This window comes from Paracidovorax citrulli, from assembly GCF_900100305.1.
Lineage (GTDB): Bacteria > Pseudomonadota > Gammaproteobacteria > Burkholderiales > Burkholderiaceae_C > Paracidovorax > Paracidovorax citrulli.
Map to the genome: position 1 here is coordinate 77,418 of NZ_FNEY01000017.1, position 23,364 is coordinate 100,781.

At 68.8% G+C, this 23,364-nt stretch carries 16 protein-coding genes; 6 read left to right on the top strand and 10 right to left on the bottom strand.

The window, feature by feature from the left end; genetic code table 11:
- Positions 1 to 54: 54 nt before the first annotated feature.
- A complete protein-coding gene (locus BLR99_RS13040; protein ID WP_046059523.1) occupies positions 55 to 3,837 on the top strand; it encodes a sensor domain-containing protein in 3,783 nt (1,260 codons plus the stop codon).
- 72 nt (positions 3,838 to 3,909) lie between these two features.
- On the opposite strand, the gene BLR99_RS13045 is transcribed toward BLR99_RS13040, so the two are convergent.
- From BLR99_RS13045 to BLR99_RS13055, 3 genes are all read right to left on the bottom strand, one after another.
- Entirely contained in the window at positions 3,910 to 5,835 is a 1,926-nt protein-coding gene (locus tag BLR99_RS13045) for a propionate--CoA ligase (RefSeq protein WP_046059522.1), read from the bottom strand.
- Between the two features lie 107 nt (positions 5,836 to 5,942).
- The gene (locus BLR99_RS13050) at positions 5,943 to 6,557 is read right to left on the bottom strand and encodes an isochorismatase family protein (protein WP_046059521.1); all 615 of its coding nucleotides are present in this window, start codon (positions 6,555 to 6,557) and stop codon (positions 5,943 to 5,945) included.
- Between the two features lie 76 nt (positions 6,558 to 6,633).
- Positions 6,634 to 7,761 carry a PQQ-dependent sugar dehydrogenase gene (locus BLR99_RS13055; protein ID WP_017438872.1) on the bottom strand — a complete coding sequence of 376 codons (1,128 nt, stop codon included), beginning with the start codon at positions 7,759 to 7,761 and terminating at the stop codon, positions 6,634 to 6,636.
- A 228-nt stretch (positions 7,762 to 7,989) separates the two neighbouring features.
- Here BLR99_RS13055 and BLR99_RS13060 point away from each other — a divergent pair, with 228 nt between their 5' ends.
- The 5 genes from BLR99_RS13060 (at position 7,990) to BLR99_RS13080 (ending at position 13,358) form a co-directional block, all read left to right on the top strand.
- Complete coding sequence (locus BLR99_RS13060; RefSeq protein ID WP_017438871.1) at positions 7,990 to 8,583, top strand: C40 family peptidase; 594 nt, start codon at positions 7,990 to 7,992, stop codon at positions 8,581 to 8,583.
- A 457-nt stretch (positions 8,584 to 9,040) separates the two neighbouring features.
- On the top strand, positions 9,041 to 9,292 hold the full coding sequence (locus BLR99_RS13065; protein WP_011795920.1) for a GlsB/YeaQ/YmgE family stress response membrane protein: 252 nt from the start codon (positions 9,041 to 9,043) through the stop codon (positions 9,290 to 9,292).
- 100 nt (positions 9,293 to 9,392) lie between these two features.
- Complete coding sequence (locus BLR99_RS13070; RefSeq protein WP_046059596.1) at positions 9,393 to 9,890, top strand: hypothetical protein; 498 nt, start codon at positions 9,393 to 9,395, stop codon at positions 9,888 to 9,890.
- Positions 9,891 to 9,939: 49 nt separating this feature from the next.
- Positions 9,940 to 12,846 (top strand): DEAD/DEAH box helicase, encoded by a 2,907-nt coding sequence (locus BLR99_RS13075; protein WP_074687263.1) that lies wholly within the window; start codon positions 9,940 to 9,942, stop codon positions 12,844 to 12,846.
- Complete coding sequence (locus BLR99_RS13080) at positions 12,843 to 13,358, top strand: EVE domain-containing protein (protein WP_017438607.1); 516 nt, start codon at positions 12,843 to 12,845, stop codon at positions 13,356 to 13,358. The genes BLR99_RS13075 and BLR99_RS13080 overlap by 4 nt, the downstream gene beginning before the upstream one ends.
- Positions 13,359 to 13,364: 6 nt before the next feature.
- On the opposite strand, the gene BLR99_RS13085 is transcribed toward BLR99_RS13080, so the two are convergent.
- From BLR99_RS13085 to BLR99_RS13110, 7 genes are all read right to left on the bottom strand, one after another.
- On the bottom strand, positions 13,365 to 13,841 hold the full coding sequence (locus tag BLR99_RS13085; RefSeq protein WP_017438608.1) for a hypothetical protein: 477 nt from the start codon (positions 13,839 to 13,841) through the stop codon (positions 13,365 to 13,367).
- Positions 13,842 to 13,965: 124 nt separating this feature from the next.
- Positions 13,966 to 14,712 (bottom strand): ABC transporter substrate-binding protein, encoded by a 747-nt coding sequence (locus tag BLR99_RS13090; protein WP_017438609.1) that lies wholly within the window; start codon positions 14,710 to 14,712, stop codon positions 13,966 to 13,968.
- 224 nt (positions 14,713 to 14,936) lie between these two features.
- Positions 14,937 to 15,314, bottom strand: coding sequence for a VOC family protein (locus tag BLR99_RS22600; RefSeq protein WP_017438610.1), 378 nt, complete (start codon positions 15,312 to 15,314; stop codon positions 14,937 to 14,939).
- Positions 15,315 to 15,377: 63 nt separating this feature from the next.
- Positions 15,378 to 15,800, bottom strand: a complete 423-nt coding sequence (locus BLR99_RS13095) for a hypothetical protein (RefSeq protein WP_017438611.1) — start codon at positions 15,798 to 15,800, stop codon at positions 15,378 to 15,380.
- 1 nt (position 15,801) lies between these two features.
- Positions 15,802 to 20,775: an RHS repeat-associated core domain-containing protein gene (locus tag BLR99_RS13100; protein ID WP_048857589.1), complete on the bottom strand. Its 4,974-nt coding sequence runs from the start codon at positions 20,773 to 20,775 to the stop codon at positions 15,802 to 15,804.
- Positions 20,776 to 20,823: 48 nt separating this feature from the next.
- The gene (locus BLR99_RS13105; RefSeq protein WP_011795928.1) at positions 20,824 to 21,258 is read right to left on the bottom strand and encodes a DUF1795 domain-containing protein; all 435 of its coding nucleotides are present in this window, start codon (positions 21,256 to 21,258) and stop codon (positions 20,824 to 20,826) included.
- 35 nt (positions 21,259 to 21,293) lie between these two features.
- A partial coding sequence (locus BLR99_RS13110) for a type VI secretion system Vgr family protein (protein WP_074687267.1) occupies positions 21,294 to 23,364 on the bottom strand: 2,071 nt, incomplete at its 5' end.

Sequence of the window (23,364 nt, forward strand, 5' to 3'; positions counted from 1 at the left end):
GTGCAATCCCGGCCGCCCGGTCCGGAACACCGGGCATTGCGGGAGGGGCGCTTCATGGCGGATGAAACACTCCTGCTCCTGTGGTCCTACCTCGTCCTGGTGGGCTTGCTGGCCTCCGTGCCCCCGCGCCTCCTGGCAGGCACATCCACCCGGCCCGTCCTTCCGGTGCTGGCGGGGCTGGCAGCCGGCGCGGCCTCATGGTCCCCGCTGGCCACCACGGCATGGCCGGACGCGGTACCCACAGCCATCGCGGCGCTGTGCTTCGGATTGCAGGCCGGCGTCGTCAGCGCCCTGGTCGCCGCCGTGGGCAGCGCCATGCTGCTTCCGGAGGCCACCTTCCAGGCGGCCGGCCTGCTCGCCTCGGGCTGCCTGCTGGGTCTTGCATGGCGATGGGGACAAGACCGGCTCTCGTCCCGCATGGCATGGCTGGCCCTGCCGGGCCTGGGGTTGACGCTCTCGCTCGCTGCTCGCGCGTGGAACGGGCAGCCCCCCTGGGCCGTGCTCGGAGGCATACTGCTCCTGGGGGGCGGCGCGAAACTGGTGCTCGGCCGTGCGCAGGCGGTGAACGCCCTCGGCCGGCACCAGACCGACCTGAATGCGATGCTCGACGCGAGCGGCGGCGGCCGCTGGGAATGGTTCGTCCAGGAACAGAGGCTGGTCTGCCATGGCCCCGTGTACGGGATGCTCGGCATCGACACCGGTGGCGAAGGCTGTCCCGTGCAGCGCTGGATCGCCCTGCGCCATCCGGACGACACGGAACGGCTCGCCGCGCACCTGCAGCGCATGGTGGACGGGCTGGAAGCCACGTTCAGCGCGGAATACCGCATGCGCGATACCGAGGGGCGCTGGCGCTGGATCATTTCCCGCGGACAGGTGCGCGAGCGCGACGCCCATGGCAAGGTGCTTCGCATGGGGGGCATCCACCTGGACGCGACCGCCCTGCGGCAGGTGCAGGACGCCGTCCGGATCTCCGAGGAGCAACACTCCGTCGTGTACCAGATGCTGCCGGACCCGGCCTGCATCACCCGCCTGGAAGACGGCCGCTGCATCGACGTGAACCCGGCTTTCTCGGCGCTGTTCGGCGTTTCCCGAAGCGCCGCCGTCGGCCGCACCTCCCTGGAGCTCGGCCTTTGGCCATCGGCAGGGGCGCGGGAGGAGATGCTGGCCGTCCTGCGCCGCGAAGGCCGCGTGCAGCGGATGCCCATCCAGGTGCAGGCAGCGGGCACGAAAGCCGTGTCGGGCCTGTTGTCGGCCAGCCGCGCCAGCATCGGGGGCGAAAACTGCCTCGTTTCGGTGTTCCAGGATCTGTCCGCGGCACAGCGTGCCCACGACCAGTTGGCCGCCGCCCACGACATGCTGGCTCAGGCCGGCCGCATGGCGGGCCTGGGTGTCTGGGAGCACCGGCACGGACAGGGGCTGGTGTATTGGTCGGACGTGTGCTTCGACATCCACGGCCTTCCCCGCGGAGGGCTGCCTCCCGAGCCGGCCGAATACCTGCGCGACTTTGTCGCCGCACCCTTTCGCGCCTCCCTGGCGGACCTCTTCCGGCGGGGCCGGCAGAGGTCCTTGGGATGGTCTTGCGAAATGCAGATCCTGAGGGCGGACGACGGACGCGCGGTCTGGGTGCGCATCCATGCCGAACCCCTGCTCGAAGGCGGGGCCGTCACCGGCCTGCGGGGCGTGATGCAGGACATCGACGAGTGGAGGCGCGCGGCCGAGCGGTTGAGCCAGTCCGAAGACCGCTTCATGCGCATCTTCGAGTTGATGCCCTATCCGGTGCTCATGTCGCGGCGCTCCGATGGCGCCTACCTCATGGTCAACGAGGCATGGGAACGCCTGACGGGCATTCCGCGCGGCCAGGCGCTGGGCCGCACGGCCGTGGAACTGGGCCTTTTCTCGGCGGAGGGACGCAGGCAACTGCTCGACGCGATGAGCGGGCGCACCGTCCACAATGCCCTCGAAATCACGATCCACACGCGCAATGGCGGCGACCGCACCCTGCTGCAGTCCATGCATGCCGCCGAACTCGATGGGACACCCGTCTGGCTGGTATCCGCGCACGACATCACCGAGCGCAAGCGCAACGAAGACCTCGTCCGCGAACGCGAGGCGCTGCTGTCGCTCACCCTGTCGGCCGCCTCCCTCGGTCTCTGGGACTGGGACATCTCCACGGGCATGGTCACGGGCGACGCGCGCTGGCGCGAGCTGCAGGGCATGCCGGACGCCGCCGGCCAGCCCGTGGCCGAAGGCGTGCACTGGACCAGCGGGATGGCGCCCGCCGACATCGAGAACGTCACCGACGCCCTGGAACGGCACATCGCCCGTCCCGACACCCACTTCGATGCGACCTGGCAGGTGGCGCCCAGCCAGGCAGCCGCACCGGGCGCGCCCGCGGGCCGCTGGGTGCGCAACCTCGGCAAGATCGTGGGCCATGACGAACGCGGCCGTCCGGGCCGCATGCTCGGCGTCTGCATCGATGTGACCAGCCAGCGCGTGCAGGAGGACATGCTCCAGCAGTTGGCCCACTTCGACGCGCTCACGGGCCTGCCCAACCGCGTGCAGCTCGCCCGCCGCCTGGAGCAGGCCATGGCGCATGCCCGCGCCGGCGGGTGGCAACTGGGGGTGGCCTACCTGGACCTCGATGGATTCAAGCCGGTGAACGACCGGCTGGGCCACAGCGCGGGCGACCGGCTCCTCGTGATCGTGGCAGGCCGCCTCACCCGCGCCCTGCGCGCCGTGGACTGCGTGGCGCGTCTCGGCGGGGACGAGTTCGTGCTGCTGATGCCCGAGCTGCAGTCGCACGCCGATGCCGAGCAGCTCCTGCACCGCCTCATGGAAAACCTCGCTGCGCCCTACACACTGGGCACGGAGCGTGTCACGGTCACCGCCAGCGTCGGCTACACGCTCTATCCGGAAGACGCCTCCGATGCAGACACACTGCTGCGCCATGCCGACCATGCGATGTATGGCGCCAAGCAGGGCGGACGCAACCGCGTGCAGCCCTTCGACGCGGTGCAGGAGCGTGCACGGCAGACGCTCCGGGAGCAGGCCGAACGCCTGCGCGAGGCCCTGGCCCGCGGGCAGTTCATGCTCTACCTGCAGCCCAAGGTGGACATGCGCTCCGGCACCGTCGTCGGCGCGGAAGCCCTGGCCCGCTGGATCCATCCCGACAAGGGCATCGTGACGCCGGGCGCCTTCCTGCACCTCATCGAAGCCGCCGAACTGGAAACCGCCTTCGGCGAGTGGGCCGTGGAGTCGGCCCTCGACCTGATCGAACAGTTGCGCGCCAGCGGCCTGGAGCTTCCGGTGAGCGTGAACATCTCCGCGCGCCACCTGCAGCAGGAAGGCTTCGCGCCCTGGCTCGCGGGCCGCATGGCGCGGCGGCCCGGCATACCGCACCGCCTGCTCGACCTGGAAATCACCGAAAGCGCCGCGCTCTACGACATGGACCACGTCGCGCCGCAACTGCAGCAGTTGCGAGAACTGGGCATCACCATATCCCTCGACGACTTCGGCACCGGCTACTCGTCGCTGTCCTATCTGCGCCGGCTGCCCATGGACACGCTCAAGCTGGACCGCAGCTTCGTCCACGGCATGATGAGCGACCGGGGCGACTACGCCATCGTGCAGGGCGTCATCGGGCTGGCCCGCTCCTTCGGCTACTCCATCGTGGCCGAAGGGGTGGAGACAGAGGCCCAGGGATTGACCCTCATGCGCCTGGGCTGCACCCTGGCCCAGGGGTACTGCATCTCCCGGCCCATGGCTCCCGAGGCTTTTCCCGAATGGGTGGCGCAGTGGCGCGCCCCGGAAACCTGGCGTCCGCCCGTGGTGGTGTGACGCTGCCTCGCACCCGCCGGACGCTTCTTCGCCGCGCCCGGCCGGCGCGGCGGTGCCTGCTCCGTTTCGCGCCTACTCCGTCCCGGCCAGCAGATCCCGCACCTGCTGCAGCGCCGAGGGATCTTCCATGGTGGTGAGATCCCCGGGGTCGCGGCGCTCGGCCACGGCCTGCAGCGCGCGGCGCAGCAGCTTGCCGCTGCGCGTCTTGGGCAGCAGCGCCACGAAATGCACGCGCGACGGCCGGGCCACCGCGCCGAGCCGCTGGTCCACGAGTTGCATCACACCTCCTTCCAGCAGCCGGCGGTCCGCCGCGTCGGCCACGGCCGCCGGATCGCGCGCCACCGCGAAGGCCATCGCCACCTGGCCCTTGAGCGCATCGGCCACGCCCACCACCGCCACCTCCGCCACCTGCGGATGCGCGGCGATCGCCTCCTCAATCTCCCGCGTGCCCAGCCGGTGCCCGGCCACGTTGATCACGTCGTCCGTGCGTCCCAGGATGAAGTAGTAGCCGTCCCGGTCGCGGACGCCCCAGTCGAACGTGCTGTACACCAGACGCCCCGGAATGCTCTTCCAGTACGTCTGCACGAAGCGCTCGTCGTCGCGCCACACGGTCTGCATGTACCCCGGGGGCAGCGGCCCCTCGATGGCGAGCACGCCCTTGCGGTCCGGCTCCGCCAGTTCCTCGCCCGTGGCCTGGTCGATCAGCTTCACGTCGTAGCCGTACATGGCCTTGCCCGGGCTGCCCGCGCGGGACGGCTGCGGCTCCACCCCGTTGGCCAGCGTGAGGATCGGCCAGCCGGTTTCGGTCTGCCAGTAGTTGTCCACGATCGGCACGCCCAGCGCCTCGCCGATCCATTGCGCCGTGGGGGCGTCCAGCGGCTCGCCCGCCAGCCACAGGGCCTTCAGGCTCGACAGGTCGTAGCGCCGAAGCCACTCCGGATCCTGCTTCTTCAGCACGCGCACGGCCGTGGGCGCAGAGAACATGTGCGTCACCCGGTGCCGCTCGACGATGCGCCACCAGACGCCCGCGTCCGGACGGATCGGCAGGCCCTCGTACATCACCGTCGCCATGCCGGCGATGAGCGGGCCATACACGATGTAGCTGTGCCCCACCACCCAGCCGATGTCGCTGGTGGCGAAGAACACCCCTGGGGTCCGCGTGCCACCGGAGTCCTGCGCACCGGCATCGAAGATATGCCGCATGCTGGCCGCCAGCGCCACCGCGTATCCGCCCGTATCCCGCTGTACGCCCTTGGGCCGGCCGGTGGTGCCGCTGGTGTAGAGCGTATAGCTCGGATGGGTGGCATCCAGCCATTCGCAGTCCACCCGCGCGTCCAGATGCCGCGCCCGCAGTTCCTCCCAGCGGTGGTCACGGCCGGGCCGCAGTTCCATCGGGGCCAGCCCCCGGTCCACGAGGAGCACCGCCCCCGGCTGGTGCTTTGAGAGCTGCAGCGCCTCGTCCAGCAAAGGCTTGTAGGGCACCACCTTGCCCCCGCGCGAACCCGCGTCCGCGCTGACGATGGCCACCGGTTCGGCATCCTCGATCCGTGAGGCCAGCGCACCCGACGCGAACCCGCCGAACACCACCGAATGCAGCGCCCCGATGCGGGCGCAGGCCAGCATGGCGAACGCGGCCTCGGCCACCATCGGCATGTAGATCAGCACCCGGTCCCCCGCCTGCACCCCGAGCGACCGCAAAGCGGCCGCCATGCGCTGCACTTCCGCATGCAGCTCGGCGAAGCTGTAGATGCGCTCGGAGTCGGTTTCGGACGAGGTCGCGATCAGCGCCGGCTGCCCGCCGCGCTGCGCGAGGTGCCGGTCCACCGCGTTGTGGCAGAGATTGGTGGTGCCGCCCTCGAACCAGCGCGCGAACGGCGGCCGGTCGTAGTTGCAGATGCGCCGGGGCGGCTCCTGCCAGTCGATCAGGCGGGCCTGCTCGGCCCAGAAAGCGTCGCGCTCCTGCAGGGAGCGGCGGTGGAAATCGGCATAGCGGCCCATGGGTGTCTCCTGATTGTCGTCATGGCCCGCGCATGTTCGCACGCAGGCTCAGCAGACAGCATCATTCACCCCGCGCTTGCGGCATCCTGACAGCCGCGCCGCCACGGCTACTTCACGAGTGCCAGCACTTCCTTGAACGCCGGATGTTCGCAGCCGCGCAGCCATTCGAACGCCACCATTTCCGTGGTGACCAGCTCCGCCCCGGCCCCCGCCAGCCGGTCGAAGGCGGCGTCGCGGTTGCGTTCGGTGCGCGACCCGCACGCATCCGTCACCACCCAGACCTCGAACTCGTCCTCGAGCAGGTCCAGCGCCGTCTGCAGCAGGCACACATGCGCCTCGCAGCCGGCGATCACGATGCTGCCGCGCGCATCGGCGGCGGCCTGCTGCTGGGCGGGTTTCTGCAGGTGGCGCGGCAGGCTGCGGGCATTGCCGCCCTGCTGCGGCCGCGCTGGCGGGCGCAGCCATTCGCCGAGGCCTTCTTCCGCCGCGCTGAATTGCATCTTGGCCAGCGTCTTGCGGCAGAGCCCCCGCAGCGCGGCATCGTTCGGGCCCAGCCGGGAGGGATTCTGCTCGGTGCCCCACACGGGCACGTCGAGCGCACGGGCCACCTGCGCCAGCAGCCGCGCGTTGGCCAGCACGGCCGGGCCGTCGGAGATGGCGGGCATCAGGCGTTCCTGGTAGTCCACCAGCACGAGTTGGGATTCGAGGGCATCGAGCAGCATCGGTTGAAAGGCAAGCCATGAACAATGAAAGACGCATTGTCGCAATATGGGCGGGCCTGCCCGGAAAGGCGCTTCGTCAGGAACCAGCCGGACGCAGCCGCAGCAGCCGGCCCTGCGGACCGTCCGTCAGCACATAGAGCCAGCCGTCGGGCCCCTGGCGCACGTCCCGAATCCGCTGGCCCAGGCGAGCGAGCAGGAACTCGTCCCGCACGACCCGCCCGTCTTTCAACTCCAGGCGATGCAGGCGCGCGAACTTCAGCGAACCGATGAACAGGCTGCCTTTCCATGCAGACCCATAGCGATCGCTCGTCAGGAACGCCATGCCCGATGGGGCGATCGACGGTACCCAGTAATGCAGCGGCGGCTCCATGCCGGCCTTCTGCGTCAGCCCTTCGCCGATCTTTCCGCCGCCATAGTTCTCGCCGAAGGTGACCACGGGCCAGCCATGGTTGCGCCCGGCCTGCGGCACGTTGATTTCATCGCCGCCCTGGGGGCCGTGCTCGTGCATCCACAACCTGCCATCCGGCCCGATCACCGCGCCCTGGGAATTGCGGTGCCCCCAGCTCCATATCTCCGGAAGCCCACCGGGCCGCCCGACGAAGGGATTGCCGGGTGCGGGCGAGCCGTCAGGCATCACATGCACGACCTTGCCCAGGTGGTTGTCCAGCTTCTGCGCATCGTCCTTGCGTTCGAAGCGCTCACCCAGGGTGAGGAAAATCGACCCGTCTCCCGCCTGGGCGATACGGCATCCGAAATGCAGGCGGCTCGCCACCTTGGGCTGCTGGCGAAAGATGATGCGCACATCCTGCAGCGCCTTTTCGCCCGGCGGCAGCACCGCGCTGGCCAGGGCCGTGCCATTCACGTCGCCGTTCCGCCCGTCCGGCTCGGAGAAGCAGAAGAAGATGCGCCGGTTGCGGTCGAATTGCGCGTCCGTCGCGACATCGAGCAATCCGCCCTGCCCACCCACGGCCAAGGGCGGAAGACCCGACAGCGGAGCGCTTTTCACCCCCTTCGCATCGATCACCCGTAGCCGGCCGGTCCGTTCCGTCACAAGGAAACGACCATCAGGAAGAAATGCCAGTGCCCACGGGCTGGACAACCCATCCGTGATGTCATCAACTGTGACAGACACGGAGGATTCCACGGGACGGACGGGCGCAGGCCCGGTTTCCGCTGCTGCAACGCACGCGCATCCTGTCGCCATCAACGATAGAACAACGCCGAACTGCAGCGAATTTCTCACAATTGCATTGATTTTCCGTGAAGTCAAGGTGCTTCCTCGTGTCGGACAAAGAGCCGCTCCACCGCCCAGGTGTTACTGGATAACGGACTGGAGAAACACGCTCGACGATAGCCCCAGGCCATGGAAAAAGACCTGCAGCTACATTTTTTGCAATTAAAACAAGGCCAACGCGTGATACTCTCGCGCCCCATGTCACGTTGGATTTGCCTTTTGTTACTGGTTTGCGCCACCGCCCATGCCGCTCCCCACAACAACGCAGCCACATCGGCCACTGATGACCTGGATCGATTCCTGATCGACAGGCAGCAGGTGCTCAATCAGCTGCGTGACGTGCGGGCCAGTGTTCAGGATCGCACCGGCGAACTGATCTCCACCGCAATGGGCTTCCTCGGCGTTCCTTACCGCCGAGGAGGCAACACGGCCGACAGCGGTTTCGATTGCAGCGGGTTCATCCGTGCGATCTACGGCCAGACCATCGGTCTCGCCCTCCCCCGCCGGGCCAACGAACAGGCCGCAGCCACCGAAACCATCGACAAGAAGGATCTCCAGCCCGGAGACCTCGTCTTCTTCAACACCATGCGCCGAGCCTACAGCCATGTGGGCCTGTATCTGGGCGATGGCAAGTTCATCCATTCGCCGCGCAGCGGTGCGGAAGTCCGCGTGGAAGACATGAGCGCTTCGTACTGGCAGCGCCGCTTCAACGGAGCCCGCCGCGTGCTCAGCGAAGACCAGTCCGCCAGCGGCGTGCAACCCTCCGCCTCGGCGCAGAACCCGCTGAACTGATCGGCTTGCCTGCCCGGCCACGCCGGGGGCCTTGCATTCCGGCAGCCCGCTCCTGCGCTCCATGAACGGCGAACCCGGACTCCCTCCAGCCCCGTTCACTGCCCTCTGGCCGTGATGCTCCGCGGCGCCGTCCCGCAGGGACGGAAGCAGGGGCATGGACAGCATCCGAAGAAGAGAAGCGTTCACCAGGCATTCCTTGCGTTCGTCGCGGGGCGTGGCACACGGTCACACGATAGGCTGCCCGCCGGGGGCCGGCCACCGGAAGCTCCCCCGTCGCACTGTGGGAGCACTCCGACATCGCCACCGCTTGCGCTACCGACGGCCACGTTTTTCGTGGCCGCTATGCTCCTTGTCCGACACGACGGTAGAGTTCGCCCGGGTAGATTCCGAAGCGAGGTACGCAGCACACGTACCGGCATCCCTTGTCTCTACCTTCCGTCGAAAGCGATCACACGCCATGTTTTCCCTCATCGGTACCCTGCTCGTCGGCCTCGTCGTGGGTCTGCTCGCCCGTGCGCTCAAGCCCGGGGATGACAAGCTAGGCTGGATCATGACGTCCCTGCTCGGGGTGGCGGGCTCCTTCCTGGCCACCTACGTGGGCGTTGCCATGGGCTGGTACCAGCAGGGAGAGGCCGCGGGGTGGATCGCCTCCATCGTCGGCGCCATCGTCCTGCTGGTGATTTACGGAATGGTGCGCAGCAAATCCTGAACCGGCGCGACCAGGCACGGACATGGCCGGCCTCTTTTCCCCTTCTTCCGGTGATGCCGAGCAGGCGGGTGGTACGGCGCCACCATCGGATGCCCATGCCATGGCCTGGGGCCATCCGGCGCTGGAATCCGCTGTGCGGCGCAGCCGCAAGCTTCTCCACCGCCGCGCCCTCATGGCCGCCGCGGCCGGCGTCGTCCCTGTTCCCGGGCTCGACTGGGCCGTGGATGCCGCCCTGCTGACACGGCTCATCCCCGAAATCAACGCTGAATTCGGCCTCACACCCCAACAGATCGACCGGCTCACGCCGCACAAGCGCGAGCAGGTGCAGAAGGCCGTGGGCATGGTGGGCTCCGCCCTGATCGGCCGCCTCGTCACCCGCGAACTGGTCATGCGCGCCCTGCGCCTCATCGGGGTGCGCCTGACGGCCCAGCAGGCAGCCAAGTTCGTCCCCCTGGCGGGCCAGGCCGCATCCGCCGCGCTGGGCTACGCCACGCTGCGCTACCTGGGTGAACTCCACCTGCGCGACTGTGTCCAGGTGGCCAAGGCGGCAGGACTGCTGCTGCCCGCCCCTGGCGAGGATGCACCGCGGGAGCAGTGAAGCCGCCCGGGGGGCTCCAGACGCCCTGGCCCGGCTGCACAATGCCGGCATGCCCCGTCGTCCCGGCGCGCCGCTGCCGTCCACCCCCACCTCCGATGTGCCGGATGACTCCGCCGTACAGGCCTGGGTGGACGCGCTGGGCGCATCGCTCGGTGCGGAGGCCTTGGCAGACCTTCCTCTCCTGACGGATGTCCAGGCGCGCCGGGCCATGGAACGGCTGCGGGAGGCACGCGCTTCACGGCGGGCTTCTCCCGCGCCGGCGGCATCCCCGGCGCACAGCGCCTCCGCAGACGGTTCCACCACGGTCCCTCCTTTCTCCAGCGCGTCCACCTTCCAGCCCCGGCTCACCTTGCGCACGCTGGGCCGCGGAGACGGGCTGCTGGGCATGCGGGCGCACGGCGGCATCGGCCCCCGCGGCGGCCAGGTGACGCTGGCCTGGGTGGACTGGACCTACCGGCTGGAAGATGGATCCCTCTGGACGGAGCCCGCCCCTGTCAGCGTCCTCAATACGCGGCCACCGGCACGCATGGCGGTGCCCGGAGCCGCGGGAGCCTGGCTGCACCGCGACGTGCGTGCCGAAGCCGACGCCGTGGACGCCCTGCGCGACACGGGTCTCGTGCCGGTACCCGCGGACCGGCTGCAGTGGCGCGGGCCGGGCGACGCACTGGGTCTCGTGGGCAGTGCGCTGGCCGAACAGGCGCCTGGGCCGGACGGCGCCGCCGTTGCGGCCGTCCCTCCGGGCCCGGCATGGACGCTGCCGCAGGAAGCGGCCTTCGGCGACTTCTGGGCCGACGCGGTGCCGCGCCTGCGGGCCGCCGGGTGGTCGGTGGTGGTGACGCCCGGTTTCGCCCACGAAAGTACCCCGGTATCGCGCTGGCGGCTCATCCTGGACCACGCCGCGGGCGAGGGGCCCGGAAGGGAGGCCGACACCGTGGCGCCGCGCGCGCGGCCGGTGCAGAAACTGCGGCTGCCGGAGCGCGAGGGGGCGTGGCTGCTGAGCCTGGGCGTGGACATCGACGGGGAAACCCTGGATCTCGCGCCCATGGTGGCCGATCTGTTGCGCCGTGATCCCCGATGGTTGGATGCCCGCGCACTGGCGGCGATCGATGACCACTCCACGGTCCAGCTGCGCGCGCCCGGCGGCCGCCGTATCGATGCGCCCGCCGCGCCGCTCAAGGCCATCGTGGGGGCCATGGTGGATTTGCTCACCGACCCGGCCCTGCACCAGCGGCGGCCAGGCGATCCGTTCCGGCTGGGCGCCTGGGAAGCGCGGCGCATCGAGGCGCTGCGCGCGGCCCTGGACCAGTCCGGCCGCGTGGCACGCAGGCAGGCGCACACCGGGCACGATCTCGGCTGGCAACTGCTGGGCGACGCGGGCCTCGCACAACTCGCGCAGCGGCTGCGGGAGGAAGGAACGCCGCAGCCGGTGCCGGCGCCGCTCGGCCTGGCCGTGACGCTGCGCCCCTACCAGCGCGAAGGACTGGACTGGCTGCAGTACCTTCGCGCCCAGGGCCTGGGGGGCATCCTGGCGGACGACATGGGCCTGGGCAAGACCGCGCAGGCCCTGGCGCACGTGCTGGCGGAAAAAGAGGCGGGCAGGCTGCAGTGGCCGGCGCTGGTGGTGGTGCCGACCTCGCTGCTCTTCAACTGGCAGGCCGAGGCCGCGCGCATGGCACCGGGCCTGCGCGTGCTGGCGCTGCACGGCCCCGACCGGGCCCGCGACTTTCCGCGCGCGGCCGCCAGCGACCTCGTCCTCACCACCTATCCCCTGCTCTGGCGGGATGCCGATGCGCTGGCGGCGCAGGCCTGGCATCTGCTCATCCTCGACGAGGCGCAAATGGCCAAGAACGCAGGCAGCCGGGGCGCACGCGTGCTGCGCCGGCTGCGCGCGAACCATCTGCTGTGCCTGACCGGAACGCCGCTGGAAAACCACCTGGGCGAACTCTGGACGCATTTCGACTTCCTCATGCCCGGCTTTCTCGGCAACGCGCGCAGCTTCGCGCAGCGCTGGCGCAAACCCATCGAGGAGAACGGCGAAACCCTGCGCGCCGAGTTGCTGGCCCGGCGCGTGCGGCCCTTCATCCTGCGGCGCCGCAAGGACGATGTGGCACCGGAGCTGCCGCCGCGCACCACCATCACCGAGCGCGTGGCGCTCCAGGGCCGGCAACGCGAACTCTACGAGGCAGTGCGCACCGGCGCGGACAAGCAGGTCCGGCGCGTGCTGGAGCGCCAGGGCTTCGAAGGCGGGCTCATCACCATCCTGGATGCGCTGCTCAAGCTGCGGCAGGTCTGCTGCGACCCTCGCCTGGTGAAAGGGCTGCCGGATGCGTCCGGCATGGAAAGCGCCAAGCTGGACCGGCTGGCCGAACTGCTGCCCCCGCTGGTCGCCGAAGGACGGCGGGTGCTGGTGTTCTCGCAGTTCACCGGCATGCTAGACCTCGCAGGACAGCGGCTGGACGCGCTGCGCCTGCCCTGGCTGGCGCTGACGGGGGCCACCGCGCCGCGCCAGCGCGCATCCGTGGTGCGCCGGTTCCAGGATCCGTCGGCCGAAGGCTCTGCTCCCATCCTGCTGGCCAGCCTGAAGGCCGGGGGCACCGGACTGAACCTCACGGCCGCCGATACCGTGGTCCACCTCGACCCCTGGTGGAATCCGGCGGTGATGGAGCAGGCGTCGGCCCGCGCCCACCGCATCGGCCAGGACAAGCCCGTCTTCATCCACCACCTGGTGGCCGAAGGCAGCATCGAGGAGCGCATGCTGGAACTGCAGGCACGCAAGCAGGCCCTGGCGGACGGCGTGCTGGGCCACGACACCGCCGGCGCGCCGAAATTCAGCGAAGACGACCTGCGCGCCCTGCTGGCCCCCTTGTCGGAGCCGTCGCGCAATCCCCTGGCCATTCCGGACGATGGTGACCCGCGCTGGGGCGGTACGGGCAAGCGGCGCACAATCGGGCCATGACAGTGCCCGCCACCGCCCCCGACGACAGCGCCGAACCCGGCGCGCCCCGTTACTGGCTCATGAAGTCCGAGCCGGATGAATGCTCCATCGACGATGCGCTGGCGGCGCCCGGCGCCACGGTGCCCTGGACCGGCGTGCGCAATTACCAGGCCCGCAACTTCATGCGCGATGCCATGCGCGTGGGCGACGGGGTGCTGTTCTATCACTCCAGCTGCCCCGAACCGGGCATCGCCGGCATCGCGCGCGTGGCTTCGGGCACGCGCGCCGATCCGACGCAATTCGATCCGGCGTCGCCCTACCACGACCCCAAGTCCACGCCCGCCCGACCCCGATGGCTGCTGCTGGATGTGCAGGCGCTGCGCAAAACCCGCCTGGTCGGCCTGGCCGAACTGCGGGAGAGTCCCGCGCTGGCGAACATGCGCGTGCTGCAGCGCGGCAATCGCCTGTCCATCACCCCGGTCGAGCCCGCGGAATGGGAGGAGATCGTCCAGCACCTGCTGGCAGCGCGGTGACCTGCGTCAGAAGCGGAAATCCAGCGTTTTCGGCTCCTTGTCCACCATCACCGTCTGGCGCTTCTGCTTGCCGCCGGAAGTGGCCTCCACCTCATAGCTGCCCGCCGGCAGGTCCAGCAGGCAGACCGGGCCGGTGGCGGTGAAAGAAAGCGCCCCGGCATCGCCCCAGCCCTGCGGAACCAGTTTCACCTGGACATCCGCCAGGTAGGCGCCGCCACCCGCCGCGAACAGCAGCGACAGGGGATGGTCCTTCATCGCGGCGCGCAGGGCCGTGGACTCGTCCACGCCGATACCGCCGCAGGTGTAGCGCAGGGCGCCCTGGGTCTTCTTTTCCGGCAGGGGCGCCGGCGTGGGTTGGGACGGCTGCGCAGCCTGCTGGGCCAGGACGGGCCCGGCCGCCGAACAGGCCAGCACCACGGCCGCCAGGGCGAGGCGGGCGTGGCGACGGGACGGAACGGGATGACGGAGCGAAAGGAATCGCACGGCGGTTCTCCTTGGAAGCAAAACATGCATGCTGCAGCGTCATGGCCCCACCTGCCTGTCGGTACGGACAGCCGCCCCATGTCGGCCGGCTGCGCATCGCATCGGGAATGCAGGCGTCAGCGGATCAGGTGGCCGCTGCCGCAGGGGCGACCGATGCACCCTGGACCCCATGCCGCTTCAGCGCTTCTGCCACGAAACCCCGGACCTTCATTGCCTCCACGAAATCCCGCAGGCACTGCACGGCCGTTTCCGGGCGGTTTCCGGGCAGGCCCATGGCCTGCTGGATCACCATGAACCGCCCTGGCAGCAGGCGCAGTCCTGCGTGCTGGCGCGCATCGGCCTCCAGTTGCTGCCGCACGCCCGCCGCCACATCCAGCGATTGCGCCAGGAAGGTTTCCACCACCGCCTGGGAATTGGCCGCGCGCACGATCCGCGCAGCCTTCAGTTCACGCGTCAGGAAAAGGTCGTAGGCACTCCCCTGCCCCACCGTGACCGTCGTCCCGGCCTGGTCCACCTGCGCGTTGTCCGTGATGGGTGAGCCATCCCGCACCAGATAGGCCCCCTCGATCAGCACGTAGGGCGCGGTGAAGGCGATGCCCTCGCCGCGCAGTGGGTCCACCGCGAAGAAGCCGATGTCCGCCTGGCCCTGCCTGACAGCCTGGACCGATTCGGCCGCCTTGTCGAACACCAGCCACTCGGGCTCCACGCCCAGCTGGCGGGCGAATGCGCGGGCGAGGTCCACGGACACCCCGTCCGGCTCGCCATCGGTCTTCCGGTGGGCCAGCAGGGGGTTGCCCAGGTTGATGGAAGCGCGGAGCCGGCCGGTGGGTGCCAGGGCGGCGATGAGGTCCGGTGAAATGGATGACGGCATGGACAGGAACTCCTGGGCTGTGGGGTGACGGGCGGTGCGGGGAATTCATCAGCTGGTTTCGCCGCTGGTGGCAGTATCCCCTCACGGACGCAATGGTGCGCAAGAAGATGGCGGCCATTTCGGTCGGGACCTGGAGTTTCGTACTGGACAACATGCCCGGCATTGGGCGATGACGTGGTCAATCGAAGGAGGCTGCCTGTAGAACCGCGCCTGACTCCAGCACATCAGGCAGCGTAAGAGGATTCGATAATAAAAATATTGCCCGCGGGATCCTTCAAGGTCATGCTCTGGCCGAGAGGCCACTCGAAGAGGGATCGCTTTGTCAGCAATTCGGCCCCTGTCGAGAAATTAAAATTCGCCAGCCTGTGGAAAAGAGCCTCGATTTCCGTCACGCCCATGGTGAACAGGGGCCGGGAAGAAGCAGGAGCCGGATCGCCCTCGGAAATAACCAATCCAACATGCGGGTTGTCTTTCGCGACGATCAAGCATGAGCCCATTCCATAATCGATTGAAACCTCAAAAAGCGACAGCTCCACAACGTAGAATCGAACCAACAGCGCGGCATCTGGAAAAAACAGATTGGGAAAAATGGATGAAATCATCAAAAATCCAACCCTGCTCCGAACCTGTCATCCGGTTGACAGCTTCACCTGCACAACCCGCCATCAGAGACTTCTGAAAAAATCCCAGGCGCTTATATCGACACCTGAATTTCCGGGATTGTTGTCGCCTCTGAATTCGAGGCGGTTCATTGCAGGATCAACGACAACAGCAGTGAAACCGACCGGATCGAGGAGGAGCAGTTCGATTTTCGCCCCGGCACGCACCCAGCGATCGCAAAGGCCAATGAAATCGCCTGGCATGAAAATGCTCGCGAGGGAGGGGGCTCCAAGCCTGTTGATTTCATCGATATTTTTGACGTCCTTGAACTGAAGCCTCAGCGAACCGTCCTCCCGCACCCAGAATTCACTGTACTCTCCCGAAAATCCCAGGACACGGCGATAATAATCATTCATCATGGGCTCCCGGTCCGGATGGATGGGCACATGAATATAAGTCTCAAAACAATCGTCAGAGAAATCCAGCATTTCAGCATCCTGTTTTTGACGGCGGTCTTCCACTGGGTTTCGCAGCTGCCCGGGCTGCTGCGATGTGAGTGGAGTTCCCCTTCATGGGCTTTACACCCAGCGCAGAGAGCGCGTCCTTCTCTGCCTTGTAGAAAGAACTTCTGTTTGGAGAGCCGTCTTCGCCAATGTCGATGAATTTATACCCTTCGGCATGTCTGTCCTTGATCCAGTCAACATTCGCCTGAATTGCCTTGCGCTCCCATTCCGCGCTGCCGAACTCCAAACGGCTTGCTCCAGACTTTCTCATCATCGGCTTCCAGTCATCTTGAATCGTTCTGAATTCATGACCCTTGAGTTTTGGGTTGTCCGACATGATTTTCGCATATCTATTTACGGCATCCTGCCCTTCTCCAATAATCACATAATTTTCGTGACCCAGCGGATCGATCCACGATATGGGGTTGGCTGCATACCGCTGCAGGTTGAGTCCACCCGCCAACCCGATCGGATCCGGACTGATGAACCGCCCCACATCCGGGTCGTAGTACCGGAAGGTGTTGTAGTGCAGCCCCGTCTCGCGGTCCAGGTACTGGCCCTGCAGGCGCAGGTTCTGCTCCAGCGTGTCCTCGTTCCTGTGCCGCTGCTGCACCGCGGGAATGGCGCTGCCGTCGATGCGCACGGCCTCCCAGCGCTCCTCCAGCGCGCTGCCCCAGGTGCGCCAGCTCGCGCGCCAGCGCACCTCGCCGGCTTCGTCCGTCACCTCTTCCGGCAGGCCCGAGGGGTCGTTGTGGAAGTAGCTCACCTGGGCGCTGGCGCGCAGGCGCGATTCGGCCGGGGTCTGGGCTGACGCAGAAGCAGCCTGCCCTGCCGCGCTGCTGCCGGGCGCGGCCATCGGGTTCAGCGAGGCGTAGCCAGTGCCTGGGTTGGCTGAGGTTGCCCGGCCTGCGGCATCCGATCCTGCACCGCCCACGAGTCCGCCATGCCCGCTGCCTTCCAGCCGCTGCCCGTCCGCATCGATGCGCGCCAGCGGCACGTAGCTGCCCGGCTCGTACACGTAGCTCACCACCTTGGAGCCGCGCCGCTCCTCGATCAGCAGCATGCCCTCCCAGATGAACTCCGTGCGCCCGAACGCGTCCTGCTTGGCGATGCGCCGGCCCAGCGCGTCGTAGCGGAACTCCACCCGCTGGCGCGTGGCCTGGGCCGTGCCCGGGTGGCGCGTGGTCTCCACCGCCACCAACTGGTCTTCGTCGTCCCACTCGAAGCGCTGCACCGTGTGCCGCCCGATGCGCTTCTCGCGCAGCCGCGCGAACCCGTCGTAGGCGAAGCGCTTGTCCTCGTACACCCGCACCAGGTTGTCGCGCAGGTAGCCCGTGGAGCCCGTGCCGGGGCTACCGGCGCCGCCAGGGCCCCCGTCGTTGGCCGCCATGCGCGACGCCAGGCTCGCATCCAGCAGGTTGCCCGCCGGGTCGTAGCGGAACACTTCTTCCGAGCGGCCCTGCACGCCCTCGCCCGGCTGCGCCCCGGGGCCCGCGCGCAGCACCTGCTCCACCCGCCCCGTGGCGTCGTAGCGCCAGCTCGTGCGCCCCTTGTGGCTGTGCACGCTCTCGCGCAGCTCGCCCACCGCGTCGTAGCGGTACTGCTTGAGCAGCCCCACGGCCGCCGAGGGGCCGCGCTGGGCCAGCGCCTCCACCTGCTGCTGCCATGCCGCGCGCCAGTCCTCGCCCGCCGCGTCCTGCAGGCCCAGCCCGGAGCGCGTCCAACTGCCCGTGCGCCGTCCCAGCGCGTCCAGCGCGTAGCGCGTGGCCAAGGTACCCTGTGTGCGCAGCACCTCCCGGTGCAGTGCGTCGCGCTCGATGTCGGCGATGAGCCGGTGCACTTCGCGTACCGGTTCGGGCAGCACGTTGTCCAGGCCACTGGCCTGCAGCGTTTCACCCGGCAGCGACTCCTGGGGTGCTACCTGCGCCAGTTCCTCGGCCAGCCCCAGGTTGATCTGGTGCAGGTGCCCCGAGCCGTAGTGCAGGTAGTTCAGGCTGCGCCGCAGCACGGCCCGGCCCGCACGGCTGTTGACCGCCGGCAGCTGCGTGCGCGTGCGGTTGCCCAGCGCGTCGTGTTCATGCCGCAGCGTGTGCGTCCGGCCACTTTCCGCATCCTGCGCATGCTCGGCCACGATGCGGCCCAGCGCGTCGTATTCGAAGCGTGTCGTGTGCTGCAGCTCCAGGGTCTCGGCTTCAGTGTCGGCTTTGGATTCGGCTTGCGCTCCGGCCTGGCGCCGCCAGCGCGATGCCTCCACCAGCCGCCCGCCCGCGTCGTAGCGGTAGCGCAGCACGCTGCCGCCCACCCGCTTTTCCACCAGCCGCCCCAGCGCGTCGCGCTGCAGATCCGTGCGCCTGGGCGCCTGAGCGTTCTGGCCCGCCGGGCCTTCCCGCAGCGTGCCTTCCTGCGCCTGGGTCTCCAGTTCGTGGAACACATCCTCGCCCCGCGCCGGGTGGTGCACCACCGCCACCACGTGCCCGTCCGCGTCGTATTCCAGCCCCACCCGCGTGCCGTCCAGGCGCTCTTCCTCCACCATCCGGTCCGCGTCGTCGTAGCGGAACCGATAGACGCCGCCGTTTTCCGTGGCGAGCGCCGAGAGCCGGTGCGCCCCATCGTGCGCCGCCCCGATCTCCCGTCCCTGCGCGTCGCGCCGCCACAGCAGCTGCCCGCGCACGTTGTGCCCGTAGCGCGTGGCCCGCGAGAGCGCGTCCGTGTGCTCCACCAGCCGCCCGCCCGCGTCGTATTCGAATCCCTGGCTGCTGCCGTCGGGCAGCCTCAGCGAGCGCAGCTGCCCGCGCGCGTCCACCACGCCCTGCGTCTGCTGGCCCAGCGCATCGGTCACCGATTGCAGCTGGCCCCAGCCGTCCCAGCCGTAGCGCGTCGTGCGCCCCGAGCAGTCGGTATGGCGCACCAGCAGGCCCCGCTCGTTCCACTGCAGCGTCCTGGCCCCGCCCAGCGCGTCCTGGATCTGCACCACCTGGCCCTGCGCGTCGTAGGCGTAGCGCGTCACTCCGCCATCGGGCGCCGTCTCCTGCACCAGCAGGCCCTGGCGGTCGTATTCGTAGCGCCACGTGGCCCCGTCCGGGCCCGTGGTGCGCAGCGGCTCGAACCACTGGCTGTCCCAGAGCGTGCGCGTGAGCCGCCCCAGCGGGTCCACCACGCCCGTCTGCATGCCGTTGTCGTCGTACTGGAAGGTGGTGGTCGCCCCCGAGGGCCGCGTGCACGACAGCAGCTCGCGCCGCTCGTTCCACGCGAGCCGCCACGTGGCGCCCACCGCGTTGGTGTAGGCCGTGAGGTTGTGCCAGCGGTCCCACTGCCAGCGCTCCTCGCGCCCGAGCTGGTCGGTTGACCGTGTCCAGCCGCCGGTCTCGCCGGCGGGGCCGCCATCGAAGCTGCCGTCCACGCCATAGGCAATGGCGTAGCTCTCGCCGTCCTCCGTCCAGTGCCGCACCACCCGGCGGTCGCGCAGGTGCCGGCCATCGGGTCCCCGGGCACCATCCTGCCGCTCGGGGCCGCTGGCCTGCGCCGCATCCTCCCAGGCGTAGTGGCACGCGAAGCCGGCCGCGTCCTCCTGGCGCACCATCAGGCCCTCGGAATACGCGAAGCGCCGCACGGTCGCGCGCGTGCGGTCCTGCACGTCGGCGAGCTGGCCGCCCGCGTCGTAGCGGTAGGTCGCCAGCAGGCCCAGCTGCTCGCCCGGCGCCGCCTGCACGAGGTGGATCGCGGCGACCAGGCGAGTTCCTGCCTGGTAATCCAGCCGCAGCAGCCGCCCCAGGTGGTCCGCGATGCCCGCCAGGCGCCGCTCGCCGTCGTAGCGCAGCCCCACCCAGTGCCCGAACCGGTCGCGGATGCGCAGCAGTTTCAGCACGTGCGTGCCCGCCTCCTGGGGCGCCGGGCCGAACTGCCAGGCGACGTGGTCGAGCTCGCCCACCTCGTAGTGCCCGCCCGCCGTGCAGCCCAGGGTGAAGCCCTCGCCGACGTTGAAGAGCGCCGTGCCCGGGGCCACTGCCGGCAGCTCGATGTGCCGGCCTTGCGGGTTGACGTAGGTGATGCGCGAAGGCGGCGCACCGGCCGCCAGCCGCTCCACGTGCAGCTCGATTTCGTAGGGCACGCTCCAGCCCGCGCCGTGCAGGGTGCCGCCCCGGTGGTCATGGCTGCTGTAGAAGCGCCGCCAGGCAATGCCCAGCGGCCCGGGCAGCACGAAGTCCGTGTCCTGGCTGCCGTCCAGCACCTTGCCTCCCGTGGCCGGGTGCACCGGGTAGCCGATCAGCGCCCGGAATCCCCGGCCCAGCGCGTCGCCCGCCATGCCCATCACCGCCCCCAGCGCCAGGCACCCCACCTTGCCCAGGAAGTTGCCCCGGCCCATCGCCAGGCCCACCCCGATCTCCAGCGCCGTTTCCCACCACGCCCGGTCGTCGGCGATCTCCAGGTACGCCGTCTTGTTGCCCCCCACCAGCACGTCGTCCGAGCCGCTGGCGATCTGCGCGGCGCACATCATCTTGTCGCCCTTGCGCGCCGCAGGGTAGGTCTCGATGAAGACCGAGTCCGAGCCCTCGGCGATGAAGTTCGGGTTGGGCTGCCCATGGTCGCGGCACACGGCCGCGTCCGCCACCGCCCGCATCGCCGCGCGGCCGTTGATGCGCACGGTCGCCGCCCCGCGGATGCCCAGCGTGCCCGTGATGTCCAGGTCCCCGATGTCCTCGGTCATCTCCTGGATCTTTTTTTCCTTGTAGTCGCTCCAGCCCGTCGCCCCCCCGATGAACCCCGCCAGCAGCCCGCACGCGAGGATCGCCCCGCACCCCATCGTCGCCACCGACACCCCCGTCGCCAGCGCCACCACCCCCGCCACCAGCAGCGTCTCCACCATCCCCGACGCCAGCCGCAATCCCACCCGCGCCAGCCTCGCCCACACCGACACGTGACCTATCTCGTCCGCCTGCCGTGCCGCCGCCATGCCTCCCATGCTGGTGTTCTCCTGTCGTGGTTTTTGCGGCCTACCTTGCCACCCGTGTCACTGGCGCAGCACGAAGCTGGCCAGCACGCCATCGACCTGCCGCAGGTGTTCTTCCGTGAATGGCACCGGCAGCGAAAAGGTGAGATTGAGCACGGTGCGGCCGTCGGGCAGCAGGAACAGCGACTGCACGTGGTGCACCATGCGCCCCTGTTGCTTGTAGCTCACGGTGAATTTCGAGCCGCCGATCTTCTGTTCGGGGGCGCCGAGCGTGGCCGGCTGCACCTCGCCCCGGCTGAACTTGGCGACCTGCCGCGACAGGTCGCCGAGCTGCCGCTGAAGGAATTCCGGCGGGGTTTCGCCGGCTTCGAGCAGATCCTTGGAAATGGCGACGGTCATCTCGCCCGTGCCCGGGGTGGGCGCGAGCAGATGCACGGTGCGGTCGGTGACATGGTCCGGGGCTTCGATGTGGCCTTCTTGGAAGTGGTAGCGCATGCGCTGTCTGCTTTCTCTCGTCGGTGGGGCTGTTTTCAGCAATTCAGGTTGATCTTCTTGCCGAACTGGTCGAGGTCGTCCTCGAAATTGAAGACGCCTTTCACGCCGTTGAGCACGATGGTGCCGTCGGCTTTGAGGGTGATGGAAGCCTTGCCGCACACCAGCGTGATGCTCTCGCCGGCCACCTCGGTGATGTGCTTGCCCGCACTGACGAAAACCGTGTCGGTTTCCGCGTTGACCACGGCGTTTTCCTTGGCCAGCAGGTGGGCATTGAGCGCCGTGGACGACACGGTGATGTTCTGCTCCGCCACGAGGTTCATGTGGCCGGTCTTGGCGACGGAGGCCACGTCGCCGGCCGAGACGATATTGGTCTGCCCGCCTTCGGTGACATGGGTGAGCATGCCGCTTTTGGCCAGCTGCGTGAGCTGCGCACCGCTCGATACGGTCACGTGCTGCTGCGCGCGCACCGAGGTGCTCTGGCCGGAGCTGACCACGATCGGCTTGGGGCTGATGAGGCTCTGGCCCTCCGGGCTCACGATAGAGACCACCGGCTTGGTGATGTCCCGTGACAGGTCCATCAGGCTGCGCGCATCGGCCATGGCGGGGTCGGTGTCGGTGGGCATGGCGGTTTCCGCGCCGCCGCCATCACCCGAGAGCGCCGAGGCCATCTTGGCGAGCGAGGCCGCGCCTCCCGCACCGCCGCCCGTGATCGCGGCGATGGCTGATCCCAGGCTGGAGATCTGCGAGGATTTCGCCGCATTGAGCGTACCGATGGTGGACTGCGCCGAGGAGACCGCCTGCCCGGCTTCCTGCATGAGCGAAGCGGTGTTGGCCAGCGTCGCTCCCATGTGCTCGAAACCGTCCGGGTTGTTCACCGAGACGCGGGAGGTGAAATCCTGGTTGTACGTGGTGATGAGCAGGCCCTTGTCCGCGCGGATCGAGCCCCACAGGTCCGTGCGCAGCTCGAAGCCATACCCCCGCTGCGACCCCGTGCCCTGGTGCATCAGGTACCCCATGTTCAGGTACGTGTTGCCGTACGTGTTCGACAGCTCCAGGTGCTCTATCCCCTTCTGGTCCTCGAAGCGCAGCATGCTCGCCCCGCCCCCACCCTTGCTCCAGCGCGTGAGCGTGCCCGACTGCGTCTTGTGCTCCGGCAGCTTCCACGGCGGCATCTGGTCCGCGTTGTACACCCGCCCCGTGATGATCGGCTGGTCCGGGTCTCCGGAGAGGAAATCCACGATGACCTCTTGGCCTATGCGCGGCAGGTAGATGCTGCCGTAGTTCTGCCCTGCCCAGCCCTGCGACACACGGATCCAGCAGCTGGACTGCTCGTCGAACTTACCCTGCCGGTCCCAGTGGAACTGCACTTTCACGCGCCCGTACTGGTCCGGCCAGATCTCCTCGCCCGGCGGGCCCACCACCACCGCGGTCTGCGGCCCCGTGGTCTTCGGCTTGGGCGTCACCCGTGCCGGCGTGTACGGCAGGCTCGTGGGCTGCGCCTGCAGCGTGAAGCGCTGGAACGAGCCCTCTTCCTGCACGGTGCCCTTCTGCCCCGGGTTCGCCGCGCTCACCCGCGGGTTCTCCTTGAAGTGGTACTGCAGGCCGGTGATCAGGTACTGCTGGTTCTGGTCTGCGCGCGGGTAGTTCTCCAGCGTGAAGAGGTAGCCCGTGGCCAGGGACCGGTGGCGCGACTCGCCGCGCACCGTGCTGCGCCCGCTCAGGTTCTCCTGCAGCCGCACCCGTGCATAGGCCTCGCCGTCGCCGAACTCCGTGTAGCCCCCGGGCCACTCGTACGTCTCGTACGCATCGTGGCCGTGCCCCGGCGGCATCTGCCGCATGTTCGCCAGGTCCGCCTTGGGCTTCTTGAAGTCGTAGTCGTCGTTGTAGAAGCGGCCCGAGTGGATCTCCTCGTGCAGCTCCCAGGCGTGGATGTTCTCGCGGTCGGCCACCGCCGATTTCTCGGGCGGATAGAACGGAATCGTGGCCGCCCCGGGCAGTGGCTGGTGCGAGGCCACGATGTCGTCGGCCAGCGTCAGCGTGTGCTGGCCCTGCGCATGCTGGTGGTAGTAATAGATGCCCTCGTGCTCCATCAGCCGCGAGACGAAC

What these genes read in the sequence shown, in the direction of transcription:
- BLR99_RS13040 (WP_046059523.1), top strand. Translation starts at nt 55, where the DNA reads ATGGCGGATGAAACACTCCTGCTCCTGTGGTCCTACCTCGTCCTGGTG.
- BLR99_RS13045 (WP_046059522.1), bottom strand. Translation starts at nt 5,835, where the DNA reads ATGGGCCGCTATGCCGATTTCCACCGCCGCTCCCTGCAGGAGCGCGAC.
- BLR99_RS13050 (WP_046059521.1), bottom strand. Translation starts at nt 6,557, where the DNA reads ATGCTGCTCGATGCCCTCGAATCCCAACTCGTGCTGGTGGACTACCAG.
- BLR99_RS13055 (WP_017438872.1), bottom strand. Translation starts at nt 7,761, where the DNA reads ATGGCGACAGGATGCGCGTGCGTTGCAGCAGCGGAAACCGGGCCTGCG.
- BLR99_RS13060 (WP_017438871.1), top strand. Translation starts at nt 7,990, where the DNA reads ATGTCACGTTGGATTTGCCTTTTGTTACTGGTTTGCGCCACCGCCCAT.
- BLR99_RS13065 (WP_011795920.1), top strand. Translation starts at nt 9,041, where the DNA reads ATGTTTTCCCTCATCGGTACCCTGCTCGTCGGCCTCGTCGTGGGTCTG.
- BLR99_RS13070 (WP_046059596.1), top strand. Translation starts at nt 9,393, where the DNA reads ATGGCCTGGGGCCATCCGGCGCTGGAATCCGCTGTGCGGCGCAGCCGC.
- BLR99_RS13075 (WP_074687263.1), top strand. Translation starts at nt 9,940, where the DNA reads ATGCCCCGTCGTCCCGGCGCGCCGCTGCCGTCCACCCCCACCTCCGAT.
- BLR99_RS13080 (WP_017438607.1), top strand. Translation starts at nt 12,843, where the DNA reads ATGACAGTGCCCGCCACCGCCCCCGACGACAGCGCCGAACCCGGCGCG.
- BLR99_RS13090 (WP_017438609.1), bottom strand. Translation starts at nt 14,712, where the DNA reads ATGCCGTCATCCATTTCACCGGACCTCATCGCCGCCCTGGCACCCACC.
- BLR99_RS22600 (WP_017438610.1), bottom strand. Translation starts at nt 15,314, where the DNA reads ATGATTTCATCCATTTTTCCCAATCTGTTTTTTCCAGATGCCGCGCTG.
- BLR99_RS13095 (WP_017438611.1), bottom strand. Translation starts at nt 15,800, where the DNA reads ATGCTGGATTTCTCTGACGATTGTTTTGAGACTTATATTCATGTGCCC.
- BLR99_RS13100 (WP_048857589.1), bottom strand. Translation starts at nt 20,775, where the DNA reads ATGGGAGGCATGGCGGCGGCACGGCAGGCGGACGAGATAGGTCACGTG.
- BLR99_RS13105 (WP_011795928.1), bottom strand. Translation starts at nt 21,258, where the DNA reads ATGCGCTACCACTTCCAAGAAGGCCACATCGAAGCCCCGGACCATGTC.